A 24976-nucleotide genomic window follows, 5' to 3' on the forward strand; every position below is an offset into this window, starting at 1 on the left:
GACACGCGCCCGGGTCGGGCCGGGCGGGCATCCGCAGCCTCCAGCGCCCACCTCAGCGGTCCATGGCGTACAGCCCCCTCTCCAGCCGGGCGACCTCGCCGGCGTCGGCCAGGGCGCCGAGGGTGTTGCGGACCGAGCCCTGCCGGACTTCGCGGCCGCCGTCGGCGTTGACGGCCTCGAGGATGTCGCCTGCGGTCATCGGCTCCTGCGCGGCGGCCAGGACGGCCAGGATGCGGTCCTCCAGGCGCGCGGCGCTGCGCCGCGGCTGCCCGCCAGGCCGTCCGCCGGGTTGCCCGCCGCCGAGCGGGACCGGCCTGCCCTGCTGTTGTTCGTACTCGGCCAGCACGGCGTCGCACAGCGCGGCCATGGCGGACGGGTCGTTGCGGGCGGCGTAAGCCTCGCCGGCGGCCTCGTGCGAGGCATCCTCCAGCCGGGCGGGCTCTTCTGGCCCGTACAGGGCGAGGATTTCGGGGTCCAGCCCGGGCATGGGAGCGATCGAGCCGACGCGGAAGTGCCGCATCAGCGCGGTGGGCCGTGGCCCGGACAGCAGGTAGGCGGTGCCCTGGGTGCCCGGCGCGTCGTCCTGGTCGTCGTCGCCGGCCGGGTCGAACTGGGAGCGCAGCACGCGCGGTGCGAGGGTCTTGGGGATGGGCACCAGCTGCTCGCCGACGGGCAGCAGGCCGTCGGCGACCAGTTGGCGCATCATGGACGACGACCAGCGCAGCAGCGTGACTTCGCCCTCTTTGAGCATGGCGCGCAGGGTGTCGGAGCCACCCATCTCCTCCAGGTGGGACGCCTGCGCCGACAGGCCGATGCCCACGCCCACCGACCGGCCGGTGCGGCCCAGCTCTTTGATCAGGTAGGTGCCCTCGTCCCGGTAGGGGGCGCCCTTTTCCAGCAGGCGGTTGGCCTCCTCGATCCACACGTGCAGCAGCGGGTCGACGCCCAGGAGGAAGGAGGTGCGGCCGGCGGCGCTGTAGCGGCGCATCCGTTCCTGGGCGACGGCCACCGCCGACCGCAGCATCAAGATCGCGGCTTCCTGAGCGCGCATGAACCAGTCGACGTTGCCTTCGGCCTCGGGCACCGACTGGCCGAACTTCAGATCGGCGACCCAGGAAACGATGCCGTTGACCTTCTCGGCGATCAGCTGGATTTGCAGGGTGCGGGACTTGCCGCCGCCGGTGGTGCCGAACAGCAGGAACCGCTGCGCGCTGCCGGTGGAGGGGTCGAACAGGCGCTTTTTGACCGGCAGGCCGTTGTGGTAGGCGCCGACCACGATGCGGCCGTGCCGATCCATCACCAGGTCCTCGCGGGTGACCGCCCTCACCTGCGCCAGCGGGTTGGTCGGGTAGATGGTGACGATCGCACGGCGGGACCCGTCGGTCTCCACCGCGATCCGGGTCGCATCGGTGATGTCCAGCGCCGAGCACAGCGCGGCCAGGTCGTAGCGGACCACCTGGCCCCGCGGAACCTCCAGCATCAGCTCGACCACCTCGCCCGCGGCCACGGCCGGGGCGGCGGCGCTCATTGGCCGGCCTCGGGAGTGTGGGCGGGGCGGCCGATGCGGACGCTGGTCAGCACCGCGCCCGGCATCGCGGTCGGGGCGATCTGCTGCGCCCACACCGTGGCGGGGTCGGCGTGCATGTCGGGGGTGCCGATGGTCAGGCGCCGCATCGAGGCGCCCCGGCCGGGCACCGGCCCAATGCCGATCTGGTCTTCGGGGACGTCCATCAGCGCCGACAGGGCGCGGATGGAGATGTCGGGGACCGGGCGGCCGGCCACCGCCGAACGTATGACCGCCCGCATCGCGCTCTCACCGGTCTGTTCGATGTCCTGCAGCAGTGTGCCGGGCGCCGCGCCGTCGTCGACGGCGACGTGCCGGGCCCACCACCAGGCGGCCGGGTGCTCCTCGACCACGCGCGCCGGGACCACCACCGCGGCCGCCGGTGGGGGCAGGAGGGGGGCGCGCATGCGGCGGGCGGTGCGGCCCGGGCGCAGCACCCAGGTGGCCGTGGTCCAGGTGCCCAGGGCCAGGGCCTCGCCCCAGTGGATGCCCGCCACCGCCTGCTCAGCGACCAGCAGCGCGGCCAGGCCCGCCCCGGGCATCAGGTACAACGCGGTGGCGGTGGCCTTCTGGTGGCCGTCGGGCTTCCACAGCCGCAGACTCGCCAGCCCGGCCAGCGTCGCCGCCGCGGTGCCCAGCAGGCAGGCGCCGTACAGCTCACCGGTGAACATGCCGACCGCCGCCAAGGCGCCGCCGGCGATGGTCGCCACCCGGCCCGTGCAGCTGCGCACGGTGTCCACGCGGCGGCGGGCCCGGTCCAGCCCGGGCCAGGCCGGCACCGCCACCTCCACCGGTGCCATGGCCGGCACGGTGCGCGAAGTCGGGGGCATGGTCCTCTCCTCTCGGGTCGGGGTCAGCGGTTGCTGTAGAACTGCGCGTCGGCCATCGGGACCGGCATCGCGTGCACGGTGTCGGCGACCGTGCCGTAATCGGCCTGGTGAGCGGCGGCGGTCTGCCCGAACAGGCCCGCCAGTTCCTCGGTGGCGGTGGCCATCGCCTCGGCCTCGGCCAGCACGCCGCGCATCACCGCCGCGGCCTGGTGGTGCTCGCCCACGGTGTCGCCGTCGACGGCCAGGCCCGCCATCTGCTCAGCCAGCCGATCAGTGCTCGTCGAGCAGCCCTCCACATACCGGTAGGTCGCGCGGACCTGCTCCGACAGGCCGCGTAGCCGTATCCCGGCGGCGGCCAGCTGGACGATGACGATGCCGTAGGACACCACCGTCTCCAGCACCCCGCCCGCCGCCGCCACCACGGCGCCCCCCGTGCCCGGACCGGCCACCTGACCGCCCTGGCCGCCGGCCTGGCCGGTCGTCTCCAGCTCTTCCATCAGGACCCTCCTGCTAGTCGTTGTGGTAGTCGCGCTCGGCGGGACGGATGTGGCCGGCGTCGCGGACCGCATCGGCCAGCGGCTGGTGACGGACCGCGGCGTTGGCACCGGCGATGGCGATCGCCTCCGACGCGGTGGGCAGGCCCGCGGCGATGGCCTCGGCCTTGGCCTTGACCGTGTTCGTCTTGTCCATCAGGGCGACCACCAGGCCCTCCAGCACGCCCGGCACCCGCAGCTCCACGACCTTGGCGTGCAACGCCTCCAACCGGGTCATCAGCTGATCGCAGCCCTCGGCGGCCGCCACGGCGTCGGCGACGCCCTCGGTGATCTCCTCAGCCATGTCGGCGTCAGCGTCGATCACGTCGTAAATCGTCAGCTCGGCATCGGCGTACTGGGTGTTGGTCCGAACCGGCACCCCGGGCACCACGGGCACGGCGCTGTCTCCTTCCTGCGGTTGCGGCATCTGCGGCATCGAGGTCTGCGACGGCACGGCGCTGGTGTCCGGCGACCCGGGCGCGGGCAGCGCCGTCGTGGGCATCGGCAGGGCCGCCGCCTCCGGCTCCCACCGCCGGCCGGGCTGGTCGACCCGCTCCACCGTCACCCGCACCGGCTCCTCGCCCGCCGGCGGCGGCCGCATCCACTCCCACCGCGGCGGCGGAGGGGGCGGCGGTGGGGGCGGGCTGTCCTGCCGTCTGTCCCCCGGCCTGTCCGTGCGCTGCCACCGCGACCGGCCGCCGGCCTCACGACCACGGCCGCGGCCGTGGCGGCGGGGCGAACCCTGCGGCGTCGTGGTCTCCTCCGCCGACGTGGTCTCGGCCGCCGCGGGCGTGGACGCAGCGCGCGACCTGCGCCGCCAGCGCCTCACCCACCCGGCACGTTCGGCCAGCCGGCGAAACCGCCGCCTACCAGGTCCCTTGGACCGCAGCTTGCCGCCGCCCTCCGCGCCGCCCGTCAAGCGCTTGAGACCCTCAGCCCCGGCCTTGAGCATCCGCCGTGGCGTGCCCCGGTCCACCCAGGTCGTCCTGCCGCCCGGCCCGGCCTTGGGCACCCTCGCCCCCGGCGTGCCCTTCGGCGCCGTGCCAGGCCCGGCGTCCGCACGTCGGCGCGGCCACCACCCGCCGCCGCCCTTGCCGGTCTTGCCGCGGGCCTCGGTGGTCTTGCCGCCCCGGCCGGTCTTGTCCCTCGTGGACTTCGGCGCGCCCGCGCCGCCGAACAGCCCCGGCCCCTTACGCGACCCGCGATGTGCGCCGCTGTGCGGGCCGCTGGCGGGTTTTCCCGCCCCGGCCGGACGACCAGGCCCGCCAGGCCCGAAACGGCCGCCCAACGGGCGAGAGGCGTGCGCGGCGCCCGGAGAGCGGAACAGAGACGAGCCCTTGGAGCCCGGGCCCCCGTGCGAGCCGGCCACGTGCCGCGCGCCGGCCGCCGCCCTGCCCACCGACCGGTCGGCGCTGGCCCGGGCCTGGTCGGCGAGCGCCTGGCGGTGCCGGGCCCGATGCCACATGCCCTGAGCGGCGGCCACGCCCATGGCCGTCACCAGCGCCATGCACATCGCCAGGGTCTCCCGCATGGTCGGGGCCTCAGGGTCCTCCGGCGCCGGCAGGGCGAACCCGCCGTCCTGCTCGGCCTCATCGCTGTCATCGGCGCTGTGGATCAGCGCGGGCAGCTCAGGCATGGGCAGCGGCGGCCTCATCTGCGCGGCCGTCGGCAACGCGGGCCAGGAGCCGGCCGCGGGCTCCCCGCCGTCCTGCTCCTCAGCGGGGCCGCCTCGGGGAAGGGCCGGGATCAGGGGGCGGGGCTCGGGAGGCAGCGGCGGAGGCGGGACCGGCGGGCCACCCGACCGGGGCCGCAGCCGCACGACGTTGATCTCGTCGGTGTCGTCGCTCACGATGTGCGCTCCTCTCAGGGTGTTGACGGACAGTGACCGGAATGGCTACTCTCGCGCGCGCACGCGCTCGCGCGCTCGTGCGCTCGCATTACGCGCACGCGAGGACCGATCCGGTGATGAACATGAAGATCGCCGGTCACTCGCTGTAACGTCGGCAGTAGTTGGCGAGAGTCAGCGCCAGGTCGTTCCACGCCCCCTCATCGCCCTGGGCGGCGCGGTCCCGGGCGATCTTGCGGGCCTGGTCCCACCACAGCTCGGCCAGCCCCTGCGAGCCGCGGTCGGCCACCAACTCCCGGCGACGCTCGGCGTGCCGCCGCTGGTTGTACGCACGCCGCTCGGCGTTGGTCATCGGCTGGTTCACGGCATCTCCTTCAGCAGGTCAGAGCAGGCAGCAGGTCGGGGGCCCGGCGGTCAGGCCGGGCGGTCGCGGCGGATCATGTCCATGAACCCGTCCTCCGCCGCGGCCGGGGCCGGGCGCGATCTCCGCGGCCTGGGCTGGCCCGGACGACCGGCGGCGGCCTGACCGCGCGGGAGCGCCGGAGCCTGCCGGGCCTGGGCGGCGGCCTGACGAGCGGCGGGGATCTCGTGGCGGCGGCGCCGGTAGCGGGCCTCCAGCGCGAACGTCAGCCGCGCCGCCTTCTCGATGTGCTGCTGAATCTCGGCGAACGGACTGGCCACCCGGCGGTGCGCCCACCACGCCTCGAACGAGCCGTAGCCCTCCGGCGGGTTGGCTCGCCACATCGCCTCGGCATCCCGCCGGATCCGGGCCACGTACTCGGCCTGCTCTGACAGCAGCCGCCGCAGCTGCGTGGCGAACGCCTCCACCATCTCGGGGCGGTCCAGCATGTCTCCCGACCACTCCGGCCCGGACGACGCATTCGTGCTCATCACAGGGGTCCTCCCAGGTCAGGGCCGACAGGGGTCGGCCAGTCCAGGCGGCACCAGGCGGTGCGCCCGTGCTCGGTCACTGTCATCTCGTAGGCGTCGGCCAGCTCGGCCACCAGGGCCAGGCCGTGCCCGCCCTCGCCGTCGGGGCGGCGGGCCGGGACCAGCGCCGGGCCCTGGTCGACCACCGCGACGGTCACCGCGCCGGCCTCCAGCTCCACCCGCACCGTGAACGTCCCACCGGCGGCGCCGCTCGCGCTGTGCAGCACGGCGTTGGTGGCCAGCTCGCTGACCACCAGCAGCACCTCATCCAGCCGCCCGAACCCCGGCAGCATCCCGGCGACCAGGGCGCGGGCCTGGCCCACGCTGAACGGGGTGCCGACCAGGCGCAGCTCGGCGCCCACCGCGGCTGCGGGGAGGGTGAGCGGGCTCATCGCTGCCTCACCTGCCCGGCCATCCGCGCGGCCGCCGTCACGGCCAGCAGCTCCACCGGGCGCGCGCCTGCCGGCGGGAGCTGCCCGCGCTCGGCCAGCTCGTGGCGGATGAACGCCAGCGGGTCAGGGTGGCCGAGTTCGGCGGCCGCCACGCCGGCCCGGGCCGCGGCCAACAGGGCGGCGTGCTCGGCGGCCAGCAGCACCAGCCGCTCCCGCTCACCCAGCACAGCCCCAGCGGTCACGGTGGCAGGGGTCAGGGTGGTCATGCCGCACCCCCGAACACCTGCGCCAGCTCGGCGTCCCAGTCGATCCGCGCCGACTCGGTGCCGACCGGCACCGCGGCGTAGGAGGCGGCCAGGAACTCCGCGACGACCTCGCGCTGCACCAGTAGCGGCAGACCGCAGTCGGCCTCGGGGTAGATGACCAGGGTGATCCAGCCCTCCTGGTCGATCCGCACCCGCACGTCACCCTCGCCGACCTCGCGGCCCAGCTCCACGGCGTCGACCAGCAGCTCGCGCGCGAACCGCCACTCAATGCCGGGCGTCCGCCCCGATGGGCTGGCGAAACACACGGCGACCGCGTACGGGTCGGCGACGTCGTACACCAGCACCGCCTGGCGCGTGTACATCGACGGCGGCGGCTCCCACAACATCACCGCCCGCTCGATCAGGGAACCCATCACGCACCCCCTGCCAGGGCGTCCCGGACGGCGCGGGCGTCGTCCATCCCGCACCGCAGCGTCCGCCGGATCAGGGTGGCGCTGGGGTTCGCCGGCAGCGTCCCCGCCGCGATCAACTCGCGGACCCGAGCCATCACCGCATCGACGTTCGCCCTGTACGTAGGACCAGTAGGGGCAGCAGTAGGCAGCACGGCCAGCACCGACCACAGCGTCGGCAACGTCCACACCGCCACCACCGCGGCGACCGGGCCCAGACTGTGCACGATCAGCGGCAGCAGATCGAGACGCCAGACCCCGGCGAACGCAGGCCAGCAGTTCAGCACCAGCGTCAACGCCAGGAGAACAGCCTCCGTGCGGGCCAGCTTGCGGCCCTCGGCGCTCTTGCGGTCCACCACCCGGCCCCGCATCGCCGAGTACGCCTGCACCCCGACCGCCGCCAGCAGCGGCAGCGACAGCGCGGGCTCCACCCCGAACGCCGCCCACCAGGTAGGCGAACCGTCCTGCAGGGCCAGGCCCTCCGCGACGGAGTGCTGCACGCCGATGGAGCTGACCGCCAGAGCGATGCACGCGGCGGTCATCGTCATCACCGTGCTGACCCGGCGCACCCGCTGGTCGCGGTAGGCCAGCGCCGCCGGGTCGCTCGCCAGCTCATGCAGCCGAGCGGCCTCGTAGGCAGCGCGACGGCGCTTGCGCACCCTGGTGGTGTCGACCAGCAGCGGCGCCTCGTCCTCCTGAAGCTCCACCAGGCGGTGCGCCTCGGCCACCGCCGCGCGCAGCTCCCGGACGCGCCTGGTCTCGCCTGCCGCCTCAGCGGCCACGGCCGAGGGCGGGGGCGGGGGCGACGTGCTGGGCGCGTAGCCGGCGACGTAGCGCTCGATCGCGGCCAAGCCCTGCGCGACATCGTCCGGCTCAGGGGCCGAGATCGGAGTCGGAGTGCTCATCAGGCACTCACCGCCAGCGCGGCAATGCCGTCGGGCTCCTGAACGGCGGACTCCTCCGGCACGGTCACGGAGACCTCGAGCGCGGCCCGCACATCGGACTCGCGGTACCGGATCAACCGCCCACCAGGGGTACGAATGCCCGCGATACGGCCCTCGCGAGCCCAGCGGGCGATGGTCTTGGGGTCGACACGGAACACGGCGGCGACCTCTGCGGAGGTCAGCAGCGGTTCAGTGATCGAGCGTGCGTCAGCGACAATGCGCATGAGTCGGTTCCTCTCGACGATCTCGACTCACGCGGCCTCGGTGCTGGAACACCGAGGCCGCAACCATGTGCGCGCTTGTCGACGGGTCGATGTGGGGACAGGCCACCGACACTGCCGTCGATTCGGGCGTTAGGGCATTCGAAGGCCTCGCCTTACTGAAAATCCCTTAACCCTCTAGGCGCTCGCGAGTTACCTTACTGCCATTCATGTAAGCCAGCAAGGTTCTGTTGTACGATTCGCCCGGAAGGTCCTGCCGGTAATGCCTTACTGCCTGCCGAGTAAGGTGGAGAGGCAGGAGGCCGTGGTGTCGGACTGTGCAGGAGGCGGCTTGAGCGAGCACACATGGGTGAGCACCTCCACGCCGTACGTCCGTCCTCGCTCCGCAGGACAGGGGGACGCCTGGTCCGAGGAGGCGGCCCAGCATGGCGGCACCGGCACTCAACTGCTTCGCGAGGTGGTGGAAGCCGTCGCTCCTGACGATGTCGCCGAGCGGCTCCAACTCCCACCAGGCAGCCGCGTGATCGTCCGCCGCCGAACGGTGCTCCTCGACGACCAGCCGGTAGAGCTCGCCGATTCCTACTACCCGCTCGTCGTTGCCCGGGGTACGGGACTGGCGGAGAACCGCAAGATCCGTGGTGGAGCGGTAACGCTGCTGAGGGAGCTCGGTTACGAGCCACGAAGCGCCGAGGAGGACGTCTCCGCCCGGCCTCCCTCCGATGAGGAACGGCAGATGCTGCGGATGGACGCACACGGGTGGGTCCTGGTGGTGCTGCGGACGCTGCGAACAGAAGACGGCACGCCGGTCGAGGTCAGCGACATGAAGATGATCGCGCCGGGGCGTCATCTGCGCTATGACACGACTCTGTGATTGAGAGGCATTCTCACGTGGCCCGAAAGTCGGACAAGCGACCCCCGCAGCTGAAGATCGCCGCCGACCTTCGCGCCAAGATCATGTCCGGTGAACTGGAGTCGGGCGCGAAGCTCCCCTCGACCGCAGAACTTGCCGAGACCTACTCGGCCGCCCCCGCCACCGCGCACAACGCGACCAAGCTCCTGCAGGCGGAGGGATTCGCGTACGGCCAGGCCGGCAAGGGCGTGTTCGTACGAGACCGACGGCCGTTCGTCGTGCGTACGGCGGCCTACTTCGATCCTGCCGAGCGAGGCGTCACCTACAAGCTGCTCGACGTGGCGGAGGTCGAAGCGCCCAAGGACGTCGCCGCCGAGCTCGGCGAGGACCACGCCGTACTGCGGCACCGTTTGATGCTCCGAGACGACGAGCCCGTCGAGGTGTCCTGGTCGTACTACCCGCTCAGCCTCGTGGCCGGCAGTGCCCTGGCCCGTCGTGGACGGGTGCCGGGAGGGGCGCCCGCCGTCCTGACGGAGCTCGGCCATCCCGAGCGGGAGTTCGCGGACCGCCTGTCCGTGCGTCCTCCCACCGTCGAGGAGGCGGAGATGCTGGAGCTGCCCGAGGGGATCCCGGTGTTCCGCCAGTTCCGCGTCGTCTACTCCGACGACGCCCGCCCGGTCGAGGTGTCCATCCTCATCAAGGGCGGCCACCTCTACGAGCTGATGTACCGGCAGACAATCCCCGATCGGCAGTCATAGCGGCACCACGGGGCATGTCCTCGTAGCGAAGCGTCTCCGACCTGTGCACACCTCCGGAGACACCGACGCGCCGTGTCCCCACCAGGTTCTTTCCTGTTGCGTCGTTTCCTTGGGATAGTCGTCTACCGACATCCGAAGTACCAGCCTGCGGCTGGGAAGCACACGGAACAGGATTTTCTATGGCCAAGGTCACGACGGTCCTCAATCAGAAGGGCGGCGTCGGCAAGTCGACCCTCGCGGTCAACCTCGCAGCCGTCCTCGCCGAGACCGCGCACCCAGACGAGAAGACCGTCGCCGTCTCCATCGACCCGCAAGGCTCCGCCACCTGGTGGTCGGACCAGGTGACCCGGGTCTTCGAGGAGTTGTCCGAGACCGACCCGGCACGTGCGGAGTCCCGCGCGTTGCCGTTCGACTTCGTCCAGGCCCACGACGACGTCGCCGGACTGGCCACCATGCCCGACCTGGCCGGCGTCGGGAACGTCGTCGTCGACACCCCGGGCTGGATCGACCTGTCTGGGTCCGGCTCCTCGGCCGACCCTCTCGGCAGCGGCGATGACGCCAAGGCGCTGCGCGTCGTGCTGGACAGCACCCACGACGTCCTAGTTCCCGTCGAGCCCGAGCCTTTGGGGTTCCAGCCCACGTGGAACACCATCGAGAAGGTCGTCAAGCCGCGCGGGCTGTCGTTCCTCGTCGTCATCAACAACTGGGACCCGCGCGACGGCCGCGCCGACCTGGAGCAGACCGAGCAGTTCATCCTTCAGCAGGGCTGGCCGCTATCACGCACGGTTATCCGCCACTACAAGATCCACACCCGGGCGAGCGCCGAGGGCTTGGTCGTCACGCAGTACCCGAAGAACCGGGTCGCAATGGAGGCTCGCGAGGACTTCTACCGGCTGGCGCTCGAGCTCGGTCAGCGGAGCAGCCGATGAAGGGCGCGGGGAAACGCACGAGTTTCGCGGCGCTCAACGTCGGCCAGGCCGACAGGGCCGCCCCCGAACCGGTGCACGCGCCGGCCGCGCCCGCCGCCGTCGAGCATGTCGTCAGCGGAACCGTCGTACCGCCGTCGACCGGCATCCCGAAGGAACCGGAATTCACGCCGTCGACGGCACAGGACCCTGCCGAGCAGTTCGTCCACTACGAGGGCCTCATCTCGCGGGCACGCGTGAAGGTCGAGCGTGCCCTCACCGAAGCGGAGCGGTACTGGCGGCTGACGGCCGGGCCGGCGTTGAAGGAGATCCGCGACAACGGCCTGTACAAGACCGCGGGGTTCTCGTCGTTCGAGCGCTACGTCGCCGACCGGTGGGACATGTCGCGGCCTCGCGCGTATCAGCTCATCGACTCGGTCCGCGCGATGAAGTGGCTGGAGGGCGTCGCCGGCGAGGTGCCGAACGAACGACAACTTCGCGCGATCCTTCCGGTCGGCGACGCCCACGGCGAGGCGGCCGCGCAGCAGGTGTGGAAGCTCGCCGAGGAACGCGGCCGCACGTCGGGGTCCGCTCTGGAGCGGGCGGCGGCGGATCTGGGCTACCATGCCGCGATCGAGGCGCCTGCCGACAAGCAACCTGTGCCGGTGTGGGCGCGCTATGAGCCCGTATTCGGCGCCCTGGAAGACCTGCGGGGTCTGCGCCTAGTGGCGCTGGAGGCCCCGGATAAAGCACGGCAGCTCGCGGCGCGCTTCCGGCAGGCGGCCGCAGAGCTGGAGGCGGACCTGTCGCCTGCCGACGAACAATGATGATCTTGTCTACCAACTTCTGTTTTTGGTAGACAAGATCAACAACGGAGGGGTGGCGGACGCGCTCGCTGCCACCCCTATCCAGAGCATCGACGCGCTCGGCGCGCGCTCCGCGAGCCTTTCTCACTCGTTCCCCGCTCGGGGCGAGCGCTTGGCGATTCTCCCCGCTCGGAGCGAGCGCTCGGCGAGCCGGTGACGACTCGGCGGCTCGCTCGGACACCGTCGATCCCGGTCCATGTCGCGATGCTGGCGCGGGTCCGGGTTTCGCTTATGACGCTTCGAGGCACACGGGCATATCGGACATGGAAGCATGCCTCGCGTGAACGAGATCAGACAGGCCCGTCGGGGTGGGGATCAGCTGATCCGGGTGTCGATGACCGTCGTGGTGCTCGCCGTGGCGGCGGTGGCGGCGTGGGTGTCGTACTGGCACGCCGTGGCTGTGATCGAAAGGTACGGCGCCGAGGACGAGATGTCGGCGCATCTGGTGCCGGCCACCGTGGACGGCATGATCTACGCATCTTCCATGGTGTTGCTGTGGTGCGCACGCTACCGGCTCAAGGTGCCGGCGCTGGCCCGGTGGGCGCTCGCCCTTGGAATCGCCGCGACGCTCGCAGCCAACATCCTGCACGGCATCGAGCGCGGCCCGCTCGCCGCGGCGCTCGCCGCGTGGCCGGCGATCGCATTGGTCATCTCCTACGAGCTCATCATGTGGGTGGTGCGCTCGGGCCGCGAACTCGCCGACCGAGCGCTCATCGACTCGGGTGCACCGAGCCGCCCACTCGCTGACGCGGCAGAACCGAACCGCCTGCCCAACGACGCGGGGAGGCAAGAGCAGACGCCCGCCCTGAGCCGAACAGCGATCGCATCCCAGAGGGAACAAGCGGAGCAATGGGGCGAGTCACCCAAGGAACGAGCGGGTGGGGTGGCCGAGCCAGTCGCGCGGGCGGCGGCATCCGACTCAGGCGAGCCAGCGACGTATGTCCCCGAGTCGGCACCAAGGTCGGCCTCGCCGACGCGCGGTGACGAGCCGGTGCGTGATGGGCAAACCGAGCGGGACCGGCGAGCCATGGTGGCGGGCCTGCTCGCTCAAGACCCGAGCATGAGCGGAGCCGCGCTCGCCCGAGCGCTCGGTGTGCACGAGACCACCGGCCGCAAGTACCGCCGCGAGGTACTCAACGGCAACGGTCACTCGGTTTGACGAGCCCCGCCCTCAAAGGCAGCCCTATCGTGATGATCGACGCGAAGCTCACCGACGCGAGGCTCGCCGGCGTGAAACTCGACGGGGCGCTGCTCGCCGACGCGGACCTCACCGGCGCCGACTTCGACAGGGCGTGGCTCAGCGGCGCGAACCTCACCAGCGTGCACCTCAGCGACGCGACGCTCACCGACGCGAACCTCACCGACGCGATCGGGCTGCGACTGGGGGAAGGCGGTAGGGCGGCCTCCGGTGCAGAGTCCGAGGGATGACAGCGGCCGGCCGCCGATGGCTCACGGGAATCGGGCGCGTTTCCCGCGCCTTACCGGGCGATGGTTCGGAGCTATCGCCCTCTTCTGTCGCAGTTCCAGCGTCACTCAGGGCTACTTGCGGCTGGTGACACGACCCCGAGCGGAGGGCCAAGTATGGCTATCAGCGGGGTGGAGCAGACGACGCACCAGCTGAACACTTACGGGACCACGGGGTCCCCGTATCCCCGTACGTCCCCGGCTCCCTTGCTCAGACCGTCATGTCCGCGTCACTGGCCAAGAGAGGGCGGCGGCCGGTCCAAGCCCGACGACGTCGGCAGCGCCGATGACGCCTAGCGATAATTGCGTCGCCGCGCCGTTTTCTTCCAGAAGGCGAGTTGTAGCCGGGTGGTCAGGGTATCGGGGTGTTCGGCGCCCAGCACCCGCTCGCGCACCGGCAGTAGCGCGGCGAACTGGTCGCGGGCGGCTGCCGGGTCCCCCGCCTTTCCGGTCAAGTAGGCGAGGTCGTACCGGATGGTCAGGGTGTCGGGGTGTTCGGCGCCCAGCACCCGCTCGCCGACGTGCAGTAGCGCGGCGTATTGGTCGCGGGCGGCTGCCGCGTCCCCCGCCTCCCTGGTCCAGTAAGCGATGTAGTGCCGGGTGGTCAGGGTGTCGGGGTGTTCGGCGCCCAGCACCCGCTCGCGCACCGGCAGTAGCGCGGCGAACTGGTCGCGGGCGGCTGCCGGGTCCCCCGCCTTTCCGGTCAAGTCGGCGAGGTCGTACCGGGTGCGCAGGGTGTCGGGGTGTTCGGCGCCCAGCACCCGCTCGCGCACCGGCAGTAGCGCGGCGAACTGGTCGCGGGCGGCTGCCGGGTCCCCCGCCTTTCCGGTCAAGTAGGCGAGGTCGTACCGGGTGCGCAGGGTGTCGGGGTGTTCGGCGCCCAGCACCCGCTCGTACACCGGCAGTAGCGCGGCGAACTGGTCGCGGGCGGCTGCCGGGTCCCCCGCCTTTCCGGTCAAGTCGGCGAGGTCGTGCCGAGTGACCAGGGTCTTGAGGTGCTCTGGGCCGTGGTGGGTGGCGAACGCGTGGTGGATCTGGGTTTGCAGGGTGCAGGCCAGATCGTAGCGGCCGATGCAGGCCAGTTCTTCAGCCACCTGTGCCACGATCCGCCACCGCTCGATGTCGATCGTGCCGCTCGGTGGCTCGGATGTGTCGAGTGGTGGTGGCGGCGGGCTGGTGTGGAGTTCGGCGAGTCTGACGCGGTTCCGGGCGCGTTGCCAGCCGGTGGGATCGGTTTCTCCGCAGGCGAGCACGAAGGAGGTCAGCACGGCTTTGGAAGGCAGCTTGCGGCCGTTCAGCATCTCCGAGACGGTGGTGCGGCCCAGAGCCGCCTGTCCAGGGATCACGCGGTTGGCCAGGGTGCGCAAGGAGGGCTCGTCGGCGCGGATGTGCAGGACGCGCAGGGCGGCGGCGAGCTGCTGGCGGGTGCGGATGGCCTCCAGCGTGATCGCGCCGTCGGCGTCGGCCGGTAAGGCGGGGTCGTGGTCCATGGTGGGCTTCCTGCATCGTCCGCTGCTGTCCGTGATTGTCCGCTCACTTTATTGCCTATGGGGGTGATCTGTCCGTTGATCGCCCGCGCCTGCGCCAACCTGTCCGCCGCCGAGCGTTCCCTGGCACTGCATTGGCGCCGGTGTGTCCGCTGACCTGGCCTTCCACCGCAGAGCGGCGATGTGCTGGAGACGTTCCCCCCTCGTTACGTGGTGGCCGCCTATGCGGCTGCCGCTGGTGTTTGCCAGGAGGCGTCGATGGTGCAGGTGCTGGAGATCGCCGGTCAGCTGGTGCAGCTGGCCGGCGCGGGTGTGGGGTTGTACACCGCGGTGGTACTGGCCCGCCGGGCCCGGGGCCGGCGCCGCCCGGTGCGGCGCGAGCGCTCGGCGCCGCGGCCGGGCGGTGCGGACGAGCGGCGAGATGCGGGCGCATGACCGGCCTGCCAGGCGGCGATCAGTTTCGGGATCGGGCGCGTTTCTCATCAGTAGCGCCTCTCCCGGTGCCGTCACCGGGCGGTCACGATCGGCGAACGCTGCGGCGGAGGCCGGCCGCGGCGGTGGGCGGATGGGTCAGCGTTGGGGGATGAGGCGTTGGCGAGGGTTATCCCGGGTCGTCCTGGCGGTGGCGGGCCTGGTCCTGTTGGGCGGCCTGGTGTGGGTGCTCGGCCCAGGGGCAGCGTGGGTGCTGGCTCACTTCGACGGCGTGACCGGGCTCGCTGGCAAGGATCTGGCCGCGGCCCTGGACGCGATCCGCGGGCGGGCGCTGGCCGTCGCGACTGGGTTGATCGCGCTGGTGGCGGTGTACTACACCGCGCGCAACGCCGACACCGCCCGCCGCACCTACCAGCTCAGCGAGCAGGGCCATGTGACCGACCGCTACACCAAGGCGATCGAGCAACTCGGCTCCGACAAGCTCGACATCCGGCTGGGCGGCATCTACGCCCTGGAGCGGATCGCCCGCGACTCCGCCCGCGACCACCCCACCGTTATCGAGGTACTGGCCGCGTTTATCCGCGAGAACTCCCGACCTCCCCTCCCAGACAGTCCGACCGGCGCCGGCGAGCCGCCGCGCACGAAAGTCCGGACGACATCCAAGCCGCGCTCACTATTATCGGCCGACGAGCCCTCGACCGTGACCTCCTAGGGATGACAATCGACCTCACTGGCGCAGACCTCACTCGCGCGAAGCTCACCTTCGCGCACCTCACCTTCGCGCAGCTCATCGACGCGGATCTCACTGGCGCGGACCTCGCCGACGCGCACATCACCTTCGCGAAGCTCATCGGCGCGGACCTCACCGAGGCGGACCTCACCGAGGCGAAGCTCACCGAGGCGAAGCTCAATGGCGCGCAGCTCATCGGCGCGGACCTTACCCGCGCGGACCTAACCGGCGCGGACCTGACCGGCGCTGACTTCACCCGCGCGTACCTGACTGGCGCGGCCCTAACCGGCGCGGATCTAACCGACGCGGATCTAACCGGCGCCGTCGGGTTGCCGCCGGGGCAAGGCAGTGGGGCGGTTTCCGGTGCGGAGCCCGAGGGATGACGGCGGCCGCGGGTGCGACGTGGCAGCTGACCGCGTACGGGGATACGGGGTCTCCGTGGTCCTGTGGGGGCCCACATGATCATTCGGCAGTGGCGTACTGGTGCCGACGGAGCGGCGACGCTGGGGTAGCGCCGCCGACGCGGCCGCGCTGCCGCAGGGCAACGTAGTGGGGCGGTCTCAGGTGCGGAGGCCGAGGTGAAAGGCGTAGCTGTGTAACACGGCCGGGATCTACGCGTATGGGCCGGTATGGGCGAGGTGGAGAAGTCCGGTACCGGTGAGCCTCCGGACCCGCAGGCGACGCGGGTGCCGGCGGAGCTGCCCGGGTTGCGGTTGATGGGAATCGGCTCGGCGCTGGCGGTCACGGCGGCGGCCGCGGTGGTGCTGCTGGGCGGGGTGATCGTCGGCGGGCTGGTGCTGTTCGGCGTGCAGGGACTGAAGCCCGAGGCGCAGGTGAGCGCGGCCACGTTGTTCGACTTGTTGAAGATCGCGTTCGCGGTGGTGGCCGGGGTGGGCGGGCTGGTGGCGTTGGTGGTGGCCTACCGGCGGCAGAAGGTCGCCGAGGCCGCACAGAAGCTGGCCGAGCAGGCCGAGCAGCGCGCGCATCAGGTGGAGTTGCGGGCGCTCCGGGGAGAGCAGCGCGAGGCGACCAAGCTGCACAACGACCGGTTCACCACCGCCGCCGGACAGCTCGGCCACGACTCGCCCGCGGTGCGGCTGGCCGGAGCGCACGCTCTGGCCGGGCTGGCCGACGACGCACCCACCCGGGAGCTGCGCCAGACCTGCATCGATGTGCTGTGCGCCTACCTGCGCATGCCCTACACCCCACAGCCCACCGCCGACGCCCCCGAGGCTGAGCGGCTCGCCTTCGCCGGGCTGCGCGAGGTCCGGCACACCATCATCCGCCTGATCACCGCCCACCTACGCGAGAGCGCCCCGGTTTCCTGGCAAGGCCATCACCTCGACTTCACCGGCGTCGTCTTCGATGGCGGCGACTTCTCCGACGCGGTGTTCTCCGGCGGCACGGTCGACTTCCGCGGCGCGGAGTTCTCCGGCGGCACGGCCGACTTCCGCAACGCGGTGTTCTCCGGCGGCACGGTCGACTTCACCGGCGTCGTCTTCGATGGCGGCGACTTCTCCGACGCGGTGTTCTCCGGCGGCACGGTCGGCTTCGTCGGCGCGGAGTTCTCCGGCGGCAGAGTCAGCTTCGTCAGCGCGGAGTTCTCCGGCGGCAGGGTCGACTTCGTCGGCGCGGAGTTCTCCGGCGGCACGGTCGGCTTCGTCGGCGCGAGGTTCTCCGGCGGCAGGGTGAACTTCGGTCGCGCGGTGTTCTCCGACGGCACGGTCGACTTCATCGGCGCGGAGTTCTTCGACGGCACGGTCACCTTCTCCGGCGCGGAGTTCTCCGGCGGCACGGTCGACTTCTCCGGCGCGGAGTTCTCCGACGGCACGGTCACCTTCTCCGGCGCGGTGTTCTCCGACGGCACGGTCGACTTCATCGGTGCGCTGTTCTCCGGCGGCAGGGTCGACTTCGGTCGCGCGGTGTTCTCCGGCGGCACGGTCGATCTGAGTGCGCCCCGCCGGTGGGAGGTGCCGCCGCGGGGTTTGCCTGATCTGGTGCCGGCGGGTCTGCTGTTGCCGGCGGTGGCCGTCGCGGTGCCGGATCCGGATCCGGGGTCGTCTGGTGCGGGCGGGGTCCCGCCGGAGGCGGCGGCCGCGGGGGAGTGAGCCGGGCGGGTGAGGCGGTGTTTCACCGGATTGCCAGGGGTGCACCAGCTGACCGGCGATCTCCAGCACCCGCACCGATTCGCAGGACTTCTCGCCGGGATCGATGTAACCGTGTCATGTTGACACCCTTGACCCCCTCATGTTCAGGAGGGCACCACGGTGGAGCGCATGACCCCGGCGGCCGACTGGCTCGAGACCCGCTACCAGCAGCTTCAGCAATGGACCAACGAACGATACGGCTCCTCAGCGCACCGCGCCTGGATCGCGATCGGCATCGTGATCGCGCTGGGCGTCCTGGCCGTGGTCGGAGCGGTCCTCGCCATGCTGGCGTTCGCCATCTCGGCAGTGGTGGCCGTACTCAGCGCTGTCGCCGAGGGCGGGGCAGCGCTGGTCAACGGTGTGACCGACTGGAAGGTGACCGCCGTGGTCACCGAGCCGGTCCGCAAGTACATCACCACGAACGCCGCGAGCCTGGGCGCCGACGCCGGAGCGATCTGGCTGACCTGGGCCGTCTGCGGGATGGTGTTGTGGGTGTGCAGCCTGTTCCACTCCTGGGCGGCCCGGGGCGGATGGACCCTGTTCGGCGCCGCCACCACCGCGATGGTCTACATGGCCAGCCCCCCCGGCAGCCAGTGGCTGGCCGCCGGCGTCACCGTCATGTACTGGGCCGTGCTGTCCTTGTTCGCCTTGTCCGGCCTCAGGCGGCACCCCCGCACCGTGATCTCCGTGCAGCCCTCTCCAGCCCCTCCCCCGCCCACCGACGACCTACGGGAGAACCTCGCCGAAGCCACCCGGCGCCTGGAACAGCTTGAGGCCGCCGTCAACGACGCAAATCGCGGCGACTGGCCGCCGCCACGGCCTCGACGCCGATGACAGGGGGCGAGACGGGGGCGTCCATGGGTCGTACCCGTCAAGGTGTCCCGACCGACCTACGAGCCCATCTGGGCCGGGGATAGCGGCGGCCCGATCCGGTCGGGAGCATAAGGCGTGGACCATCTGTACTGGGAACTCGGATCGCGGGCAGGCGGCGCCTGCTTCGAGGTCGAGCTGCGCGGCTCGGCCGCCCGGGTCTGTCTCATGGACATCGACCACTACCAGGCATATCTCGACGGCGACGAGTACGAGTACTACGGCGGCTTCTATGACGTCAGCCCCGTCGTCCTGGAAGTGCCCTACGACGACTACTGGTATCTCGTCGTCGACAGCAACGGCCACCGCGTCAAGGTCTGGGTCACCGAGGTCTTCGACTGACCGCGTCCGCAGTGCGGCGGCCTGATCCGGTCAGCGGAAGCGAGCCTGCGGCGCCAGCTCTGCTCCGCCTCACATGGACGCCGCTTGGTCGTCCGGCTCGGTACGGTAACGGTCCATGAATCCCCCTTCACCGAGCGCAACACCAGACTGGACATGGCTCGGGTTGAACTTGGACCGCTGGATCGCGATCGGCGGCGCCGTAATCGCCGCAGTGGGCGTGATCGTGGCTTGGCGAGCGTTGGTGCAGGCACGACGATCTGCTAGTGCCGCCGACAGGTCAGCGGTCGCGGCAGAAAAATCAGCGACCGAAGCAGCCGCCCTCTCTGAGATCGAAGGAGAACGACGGCAAGACGAACGCGAGGAAACGCACCGCAGCCTGCACCCCACGCAGCAGACCGCCATCGTCACGTCCCTCGACGGCCCGACCGGCGCGAAGAATCTGTTCGGCACCATTGAAGTCGACCGCCCGGTACGCGCGCACGCCACCGCCATCCTGGCGAACGGTGCCATGGCCCCGATCAGTCTGCCGGTTCTGCTGCTGCCGAACCGCGGATACCGGTTCCACATCGAACAGTGGCCGGACGACCGCAAAGAACCGGTAACCGACGAGGTGCTGTTCAAGTTCTGGCCACCGGTCGCGGCGGTCGACGGTGACGACTGGACGTGCAGCTGCGGCCGGCCGATCATCCCTGGCGACGGTTCCAAGGCGCATTGGTGGGTGCGCCTACCGGTGAGCTACAAGCGGAAACCGAAGGCGTACTCATTCTGAAGAACAGAGCGCCGACAGTCACTTTCACCGTGGGTAGCGATAGAACACGGGGGCATCCATAGGCCACTGAGGGCCTTTGTGGGCCCTCACCCACGGCCAGGGCAGAGCCCCGACTTCACGGGCCCCCACGGCGGCGGGGAGGCCGTCTCTGTGGCGATGACGTACTGAGCCGAATCTTTCGGCAGTGTGCTTCAGGCGTCGGGCGGCGGCCCCGTTCGGTCGGTCGGAGCGCGCCTGGCGGCGCCGGCCGGGACCGGCCGAAGAGCCGCATGCCCGGCCGGCTGGCCGCAAGGGCGCGCGGCGGCCGCGACGGCGGCCGGCCGCCGCCCCTTAATACCTAAGAGCGCAATTCGGCAATCCGCTCAGGCGTGCTCGTCGTCCTGGTGCTCGTCGCCGTGCAGCTGCTCGCGGTCTTTCGGCAACCCCGCGGCCGTGCTGGAAACCCGGGTTTCCAGTTCTCGTTCAGTCCTCGTCGTCCTGGTCCTCGTGCTCGCGTGGATCTGCTTGTGGCCGGGCCTCCCTGTCAAGGGCATCCCAGGCGCTCGCGCTGAGCCGCGCGATGCGTTCCAGGCGGCGCGCCATCGCGTAGCTGCCTCCCGCGGTGTTCTCGATGAGGGCGGGGAATGTGGGTCTCCAGCCGCTCGAAGACCTTGCGCCAGTTGTCGAATCCCACTTGCGGATCGTCACCCTTGCGGACGTGGCGGGTACCGGAGTGTGCCGATCGTCCAACCTCAGCCGCGTCGACGTCGGCCCCCCGTGAAGCGTGTAGGGGGCCCCAGCGCCTCTGAGAGCCACTGTGGGGCCTGGTGAGGCCGTTGGCCTACCTTCGGCCAGGATGCTCGACGGTGGGCGGCTCCTCGTCCTTTCCGCCGTCCCCCTTGGTGCTGGCGTCGCCGACTGGATCGATCGGGCGAAGGACTACGAGCATGATGGCCAGCATTGCGGCCTCAGGAGAAGCTCCGGCCATGAACGGCCGACATTCCACTGGACGATGAAGCCCAGAGTGATGATTCCCCACGTGCCGATGAGCAGCCGGCCGGCGCGGTACCCACGCCGCCACCGTTCCCCGGCCGCCAAGGCCAGCACCACCGGGGAGACCGCCAGCCAGAGCGCCGTCACCCACGCCCACAACGCCGGCTGACCAAGCCCTCGCGGAGACTCTGCCCAGGACAACGAGTCGGTGAGCGAGGGCGCCACCACCAGCACCGCTCCCGAGGCAATGACGGCAGCACGCAAGACCAGTAAGCCCCATCGTGCCCATGCGGGCTCGCCCGGCGGCGTCTTTCTCATCGCCGCTACTTGGAGCTGGAGGGGCTCGACGACGGGGTGATGGCCGTCGACGGCGAGGTGCTCAGGTCGGACAGGTCATCGGGCACGGGCTTGCCCGAAACGCACGAGTCCACGAAGAACTCCTTCACCTGCGTGCGGTCAATCACGGAAGGTGGGCTTGTCCGCCATGAAGGCCAGCGCGTTGCCGATGCGCTCCAGGGCGGCCGCGACCGCCAGGGTCGCCTGAGCTTGGGCGCAGATCGCCAGAGCCTCGCTGGCAGGGTGTTTCGCCGCGGCGGCGCTGGTGGCCTGGTCGATCAGCGAGTTAGCAATGTTCGCATGGGCTTCGGGGTCAGCCATCGTCATGGTCTTACCGTAGATCGCCACCCGCCTTCCCGCTCGACATGCTGACCGGCTTGCGAGGGCCGATTCCGGAGCCTGCCAAGAGGAGCCGCTAGGTCGCTAGGCACCTGGCCGGACCCGGTGATCGGGTGCTAGCGGGGGTGCCAGGTCTAGCAGCGTTCTAGTCGCCCCAAGTAAGGAGTCGTTCATCGGTGTCCGGGACGGTTCGTGGCTCGGGTACGTCGAGCCACTTCCTTTGGACGGCGTGGTTGACGACCGAGCCGAGCACAGGCAAGCCCGCGAGGAGACCGGTCGCGGAGGTGAGGATCCGTCCGGCAAGGTCGGCGTGGAAGATTCCCAGCGCATACAGCGCGCCCAGGGCCGTCATGCCGACGCCGAAGAACGTCGTGAGAACGGTGAGGATCACCCGGTCCGCCAGGGATGACGGGGGCACCGGGGGCGTTTCGCTCGTCATACCGCAACTTTACGGAGCGTGCCCGCGCAGTGATATCCCCGTGCAGGGTACAGGGCCGATCCCGAGAGGAGGCGGTTCTGCGTGGATCACCTTGATGCTGGGGGGTGCCTGCGGTGCCAGCCCGTGAACGCGAAGAAGCGCCCCACCATCCCCTCGCCGGGGGATGGTGGGGCCGTGCGGTGGTCCGCAGCCTGGGGATCTAGCGGTGGTCTAGCAGGGTCGGCCTCTAGAGATCGACCCGGTGCTCGAGAGCGGTCTGCGTCTTTCGGCAATGTGCTCCAGGCGCTCGGGCGGCGGCCTGATCCGGTCGGCGGGAGCGCGCCCGGCGGCGCCGGCCGGGACCGGCCGAAGAGCCGCATGCCCGGCCGGCTGGCCGCAAGGGCGCGTGGCCCCGCGCCGCGCAGCATCGAGTTCCACGATCACAACCTCGGCAGAGGCATGCTGTGAGGAGATCTCCCCTGCCGCGGACGAACAGGGGGTACGAGAACCCAACCTCGGTAGAGCGTGCTGTGCGGCGGGATCCCGTGCAGTGCGTGCAGTGTAGGAGATCCTGACCGGTTCGCCTGCTGACCACGGTCACCATGTTCGCGATGCATGACCATGCGGGGCGGGGCGGGCAGTCCTGCGACCCTCTCAGATACTCTCCCAGGTCACAGGCTCAGGCTTACCGGTCAGGGCAACGGTTCTGTCCCGTTATTAGGGGGGCGGCGATACGGTGCCGACCGAACACCGCGAGGGAGGGACGGCCGAAAGGGCGATCCCTCCCCGCGCCGCACGTCTGCGCTTCACGCGGCCCGGTCGCCTTGAGCGGCGGGTCCGTCCCCACCGCCCGGGCACGGCCGCCGCGCATCCCGCTCGGGCTTGCGCCGGCCCCGGGCCCGGCGGGCCAGCACCACCGCGGTGTACAACCCCACCCCGGCGCCGACCAACTGCACCAGCTGACCGGCGATCTCCAGCACCTGCATCATCGACGCCTCCTGGCGAACACCAATGGCGGCCGCGCCGGCGGCCACCACGCAACAAGGGGGAACGCCTCCAGCACATCCGCGCCGCATGGTGTCCGGCCAGGTCAGCGGACACTCCGGCGCCATTACGGCGCCAGAGAATGCTCGGCGGCGGACAGGGGATCGCAGGTGCGGGCGATCAGCGGACAGATCACCTCACCAGGCCATAAAGTGGGCGGACAATCACGGACAGCAGCGGACACCGCAGGAAACCCTCACCCATGGACCACGACCCCGCCTTACCAATCGACGCCGACGGCACGCTCACCCTGGAGAGCATCCGCACTCGCCAACAGCTCGCCGCCGCACTACGGGCCCTGCACATCCGCGCCGATCGCCCCTCCTTACGCGTCCTGGCCAAACGCGTGGTCCCCGGGCAGGCCGCCCTGGGCCGCACCACCGTCTCGGAGATGCTGAATGGCCGCAAACTCCCCTCCAAAGCCGTACTGACCTCCTTCGTGCTCGCCTGCGAAGAACCCGACCCCGCAGGCTGGCAACGCGCCTGGGAGCGCGTCATCCTCGCCGAACACCACACCGGCGGACAGCAAAACGGCACCAACGACATCGACCGATGGCAAACCGTGGCGAAGGTCGCCCAAGAACTGGCCGACATCGGCCGGTACCACCTCGCCCGCACCCTGCAAAGCCAGATACATCATGCGTTCGCCACCTACTACGGTGCTGAGCACCCCGACACCCTGACCACCCGGCACAGGGCCGCTTACTGGACGGGGAAGGCGGGGGATGCGGCCGCCGCCCGCGACCAGCTCGCCGCCCTGCTGCCCGTACGCGAGCGGGTGCTGGGCGCCGAACACCCCGACACCCTGACCACCCGAAGCAACCTCGCCGGCTGGACGGGGCGGGCGGGGGATGCGGCCGCCGCCCGCGACCAGTACGCCGCCCTGCTCCCCGTCTGCGAGCGGGTGCTGGGCGCCGAACACCCCGACACCCTGACCACCCGACACAGGGCCGCTTACTGGACGGGGAAGGCGGGGGATGCGGCCGCCGCCCGCGACCAGTACGCCGCCCTGCTCCCTGTCTGCGAGCGGGTGCTAGGCGCCAAACACCCCGACACCCTGACCACCCGAAGCAACCTCGCCGGCTGGACGGGGCAGGCGGGGGATGCGGCCGCCGCCCGCGACCAGTACGCCGCCCTGCTCCCCGTCTGCGAGCGGGTGCTGGGCGCCGAACACCCCGACACCCTGACCACCCGAAGCAACCTCGCCGGCTGGACGGGGCGGGCGGGGGATGCGGCCGCCGCCCGCGACCAGTACCCCGCCCTGCGCCCCTTCTACGACCCCTGACCACCCGGGGCAACTTCGCCAGATGGACGGGGGAGACGGGGGGATGCGGCCGCCGCCCGCGACCAGTACCTCGCCCTGCGCCCCGTCTGCGAGCGGGTGCTGGGCGCCAAACACCCCGACACCTGACCACCCCGCCCACCATCGCCTACTGGAAGAAGATGGCGCGGCAACGCCTGTCGACGGCGCGCGAATGTTGGCTCTGGCACTGATTCAACCGTCGTCGAGAACGCCCGAAAATCTGACAGGAGGGAAGATTCTGTGTCGTTACCCGGGGGTAGCCCTGCCTCGGTCGCCATGAGGTGTCCGCCAAAGCGTGTCCACCAAAGCGGAGAAGAAGCTACGCTGCATGGCCGTCGCTCCGGGTTTCTCTCTGCGAAAAACCCCGTGATCACGCAAGCACCCACGCTTGCGTGGTCGCTTGCGTGATCGCCAGCGAAGGACCTCGAGAGCGAGCACGAGAAGGGCCCCCGTCGGACCTTGGCCAAAATGAGGCTTTGGCCAAGGCTCCCGGCGGGGGCCCTGAGTCCCTGTCAGAAGGGACCGAAGCGGCCGCGGTTCCAGATGCACTGGATCACGATCCAAACACCGGCTTTGGTGAACTCCAGCACGGTGCGGATGCGCCAGTAGCGATCCGAGCCATCGGCACGGGCGTCGCCCATGAAGGCGACCTCCTCTCTCCAGCCGACCGCGGGCCGACTGGTGCCCTCACCGGACCATCCGGCGATCGCGCGCATGGTCTGGCGGAGAAGAGACGGCAGGGGACATTACCGGGTTCGGGGCTCTGTGTCCTGGCCTCCCCGGAAATGCAGGACAGCCGTGCACAGCGACAGAGCGAACGAAGGGCTGGGTCTTTCGGCAATGTGCTCTAGGCGTTGGCGGCGGCCTAGTTCCAGTCGGCGGGAGCGCGCCCGGCGGCGCCGGCCGGGACCGGCCGAAGAGCCGCATGCCCGGTCCGGCTGGCCGCAAGGGCGCGCGGCCCGGCCGCGC

31 protein-coding genes are annotated in these 24976 nt (G+C 71.0%); 15 read left to right on the plus strand and 16 right to left on the minus strand.

Annotated elements, in window-relative coordinates; genetic code table 11:
* Positions 1-52: 52 nt before the first annotated feature.
* The 11 genes from ABZU32_RS35695 to ABZU32_RS35745 form a co-directional block, all read right to left on the minus strand.
* The gene (locus ABZU32_RS35695) at positions 53-1528 is read right to left on the minus strand and encodes a hypothetical protein (protein WP_354929740.1); all 1476 of its coding nucleotides are present in this window, start codon (positions 1526-1528) and stop codon (positions 53-55) included.
* A complete protein-coding gene (locus ABZU32_RS35700; protein ID WP_354929743.1) occupies positions 1525-2394 on the minus strand; it encodes a hypothetical protein in 870 nt (289 codons plus the stop codon). The genes ABZU32_RS35695 and ABZU32_RS35700 overlap by 4 nt, the downstream gene beginning before the upstream one ends.
* 23 nt (positions 2395-2417) lie before the next feature.
* Positions 2418-2891: a hypothetical protein gene (locus ABZU32_RS35705; RefSeq protein WP_354929746.1), complete on the minus strand. Its 474-nt coding sequence runs from the start codon at positions 2889-2891 to the stop codon at positions 2418-2420.
* 13 nt (positions 2892-2904) lie between these two features.
* Positions 2905-4776 (minus strand): hypothetical protein, encoded by a 1872-nt coding sequence (locus ABZU32_RS35710; protein WP_354929749.1) that lies wholly within the window; start codon positions 4774-4776, stop codon positions 2905-2907.
* A gap of 136 nt (positions 4777-4912) precedes the next feature.
* Positions 4913-5137 (minus strand): hypothetical protein, encoded by a 225-nt coding sequence (locus ABZU32_RS35715; protein WP_354929752.1) that lies wholly within the window; start codon positions 5135-5137, stop codon positions 4913-4915.
* 50 nt (positions 5138-5187) lie between these two features.
* A complete protein-coding gene (locus tag ABZU32_RS35720) occupies positions 5188-5664 on the minus strand; it encodes a hypothetical protein (protein WP_354929755.1) in 477 nt (158 codons plus the stop codon).
* Complete coding sequence (locus ABZU32_RS35725; protein WP_354929758.1) at positions 5664-6095, minus strand: ATP-binding protein; 432 nt, start codon at positions 6093-6095, stop codon at positions 5664-5666. The genes ABZU32_RS35720 and ABZU32_RS35725 overlap by 1 nt, the downstream gene beginning before the upstream one ends.
* The gene (locus ABZU32_RS35730) at positions 6092-6361 is read right to left on the minus strand and encodes a hypothetical protein (protein ID WP_354929760.1); all 270 of its coding nucleotides are present in this window, start codon (positions 6359-6361) and stop codon (positions 6092-6094) included. The genes ABZU32_RS35725 and ABZU32_RS35730 overlap by 4 nt, the downstream gene beginning before the upstream one ends.
* The gene (locus tag ABZU32_RS35735; protein ID WP_354929762.1) at positions 6358-6774 is read right to left on the minus strand and encodes an SsgA family sporulation/cell division regulator; all 417 of its coding nucleotides are present in this window, start codon (positions 6772-6774) and stop codon (positions 6358-6360) included. The genes ABZU32_RS35730 and ABZU32_RS35735 overlap by 4 nt, the downstream gene beginning before the upstream one ends.
* Positions 6774-7715: a hypothetical protein gene (locus ABZU32_RS35740; protein WP_354929764.1), complete on the minus strand. Its 942-nt coding sequence runs from the start codon at positions 7713-7715 to the stop codon at positions 6774-6776. Before ABZU32_RS35740 ends, ABZU32_RS35735 begins: the two co-directional genes overlap by 1 nt.
* Positions 7715-7978, minus strand: a complete 264-nt coding sequence (locus ABZU32_RS35745; protein WP_354929766.1) for a BldC family transcriptional regulator — start codon at positions 7976-7978, stop codon at positions 7715-7717. Before ABZU32_RS35745 ends, ABZU32_RS35740 begins: the two co-directional genes overlap by 1 nt.
* Before the next feature lie 328 nt (positions 7979-8306).
* Here ABZU32_RS35745 and ABZU32_RS35750 point away from each other — a divergent pair, with 328 nt between their 5' ends.
* The 6 genes from ABZU32_RS35750 (at position 8307) to ABZU32_RS35775 (ending at position 12782) form a co-directional block, all read left to right on the plus strand.
* On the plus strand, positions 8307-8846 hold the full coding sequence (locus ABZU32_RS35750; RefSeq protein ID WP_354929768.1) for a UTRA domain-containing protein: 540 nt from the start codon (positions 8307-8309) through the stop codon (positions 8844-8846).
* Between the two features lie 17 nt (positions 8847-8863).
* Positions 8864-9583, plus strand: a complete 720-nt coding sequence (locus tag ABZU32_RS35755) for a GntR family transcriptional regulator (RefSeq protein WP_354929771.1) — start codon at positions 8864-8866, stop codon at positions 9581-9583.
* A gap of 179 nt (positions 9584-9762) precedes the next feature.
* Positions 9763-10512, plus strand: a complete 750-nt coding sequence (locus ABZU32_RS35760; RefSeq protein WP_354929774.1) for a ParA family protein — start codon at positions 9763-9765, stop codon at positions 10510-10512.
* Complete coding sequence (locus ABZU32_RS35765) at positions 10509-11315, plus strand: hypothetical protein (RefSeq protein ID WP_354929777.1); 807 nt, start codon at positions 10509-10511, stop codon at positions 11313-11315. Before ABZU32_RS35760 ends, ABZU32_RS35765 begins: the two co-directional genes overlap by 4 nt.
* 319 nt (positions 11316-11634) lie before the next feature.
* Positions 11635-12513: a DUF2637 domain-containing protein gene (locus ABZU32_RS35770; RefSeq protein ID WP_354929780.1), complete on the plus strand. Its 879-nt coding sequence runs from the start codon at positions 11635-11637 to the stop codon at positions 12511-12513.
* Between the two features lie 32 nt (positions 12514-12545).
* On the plus strand, positions 12546-12782 hold the full coding sequence (locus ABZU32_RS35775; RefSeq protein WP_354929828.1) for a pentapeptide repeat-containing protein: 237 nt from the start codon (positions 12546-12548) through the stop codon (positions 12780-12782).
* A 329-nt stretch (positions 12783-13111) separates the two neighbouring features.
* On the opposite strand, the gene ABZU32_RS35780 is transcribed toward ABZU32_RS35775, so the two are convergent.
* Entirely contained in the window at positions 13112-14308 is a 1197-nt protein-coding gene (locus ABZU32_RS35780; protein ID WP_354929783.1) for a tetratricopeptide repeat protein, read from the minus strand.
* A 255-nt stretch (positions 14309-14563) separates the two neighbouring features.
* On the opposite strand from ABZU32_RS35780, the gene ABZU32_RS35785 reads away from it, so the two are divergent.
* The 8 genes from ABZU32_RS35785 to ABZU32_RS35820 all read left to right on the plus strand — a co-directional run bounded on the left by ABZU32_RS35785 (position 14564) and on the right by ABZU32_RS35820 (position 20736).
* Positions 14564-14740 (plus strand): hypothetical protein, encoded by a 177-nt coding sequence (locus ABZU32_RS35785; protein ID WP_354929786.1) that lies wholly within the window; start codon positions 14564-14566, stop codon positions 14738-14740.
* A gap of 148 nt (positions 14741-14888) precedes the next feature.
* The gene (locus tag ABZU32_RS35790) at positions 14889-15449 is read left to right on the plus strand and encodes a hypothetical protein (RefSeq protein ID WP_354929789.1); all 561 of its coding nucleotides are present in this window, start codon (positions 14889-14891) and stop codon (positions 15447-15449) included.
* 2 nt (positions 15450-15451) lie between these two features.
* Complete coding sequence (locus ABZU32_RS35795) at positions 15452-15850, plus strand: pentapeptide repeat-containing protein (RefSeq protein WP_354929792.1); 399 nt, start codon at positions 15452-15454, stop codon at positions 15848-15850.
* Between the two features lie 246 nt (positions 15851-16096).
* A complete protein-coding gene (locus tag ABZU32_RS35800; RefSeq protein ID WP_354929795.1) occupies positions 16097-17575 on the plus strand; it encodes a pentapeptide repeat-containing protein in 1479 nt (492 codons plus the stop codon).
* A gap of 159 nt (positions 17576-17734) precedes the next feature.
* Complete coding sequence (locus ABZU32_RS35805) at positions 17735-18448, plus strand: hypothetical protein (protein WP_354929798.1); 714 nt, start codon at positions 17735-17737, stop codon at positions 18446-18448.
* Between the two features lie 114 nt (positions 18449-18562).
* On the plus strand, positions 18563-18826 hold the full coding sequence (locus tag ABZU32_RS35810; RefSeq protein ID WP_354929801.1) for a DUF1883 domain-containing protein: 264 nt from the start codon (positions 18563-18565) through the stop codon (positions 18824-18826).
* 115 nt (positions 18827-18941) lie between these two features.
* The gene (locus ABZU32_RS35815) at positions 18942-19595 is read left to right on the plus strand and encodes a hypothetical protein (RefSeq protein ID WP_354929804.1); all 654 of its coding nucleotides are present in this window, start codon (positions 18942-18944) and stop codon (positions 19593-19595) included.
* An 835-nt stretch (positions 19596-20430) separates the two neighbouring features.
* Complete coding sequence (locus ABZU32_RS35820; RefSeq protein WP_354929807.1) at positions 20431-20736, plus strand: hypothetical protein; 306 nt, start codon at positions 20431-20433, stop codon at positions 20734-20736.
* Between the two features lie 287 nt (positions 20737-21023).
* Here ABZU32_RS35820 and ABZU32_RS35825 read toward each other — a convergent pair whose 3' ends face one another.
* The 3 genes from ABZU32_RS35825 to ABZU32_RS35835 form a co-directional block, all read right to left on the minus strand.
* Positions 21024-21251: a hypothetical protein gene (locus ABZU32_RS35825; protein ID WP_354929810.1), complete on the minus strand. Its 228-nt coding sequence runs from the start codon at positions 21249-21251 to the stop codon at positions 21024-21026.
* Between the two features lie 136 nt (positions 21252-21387).
* On the minus strand, positions 21388-21681 hold the full coding sequence (locus ABZU32_RS35830; protein ID WP_354929813.1) for a hypothetical protein: 294 nt from the start codon (positions 21679-21681) through the stop codon (positions 21388-21390).
* 785 nt (positions 21682-22466) lie between these two features.
* Entirely contained in the window at positions 22467-22649 is a 183-nt protein-coding gene (locus ABZU32_RS35835) for a hypothetical protein (RefSeq protein ID WP_354929816.1), read from the minus strand.
* Between the two features lie 257 nt (positions 22650-22906).
* Here ABZU32_RS35835 and ABZU32_RS35840 point away from each other — a divergent pair, with 257 nt between their 5' ends.
* Positions 22907-23989 (plus strand): tetratricopeptide repeat protein, encoded by a 1083-nt coding sequence (locus tag ABZU32_RS35840; RefSeq protein ID WP_354929819.1) that lies wholly within the window; start codon positions 22907-22909, stop codon positions 23987-23989.
* 530 nt (positions 23990-24519) lie between these two features.
* Here ABZU32_RS35840 and ABZU32_RS35845 read toward each other — a convergent pair.
* Positions 24520-24723, minus strand: coding sequence for a hypothetical protein (locus tag ABZU32_RS35845; RefSeq protein WP_354929822.1), 204 nt, complete (start codon positions 24721-24723; stop codon positions 24520-24522).
* Positions 24724-24976 lie beyond the last annotated feature (253 nt).

It is taken from the genome of Sphaerisporangium sp. NPDC005288, assembly GCF_040607475.1.
GTDB lineage: Bacteria > Actinomycetota > Actinomycetes > Streptosporangiales > Streptosporangiaceae > Sphaerisporangium > Sphaerisporangium rhizosphaerae.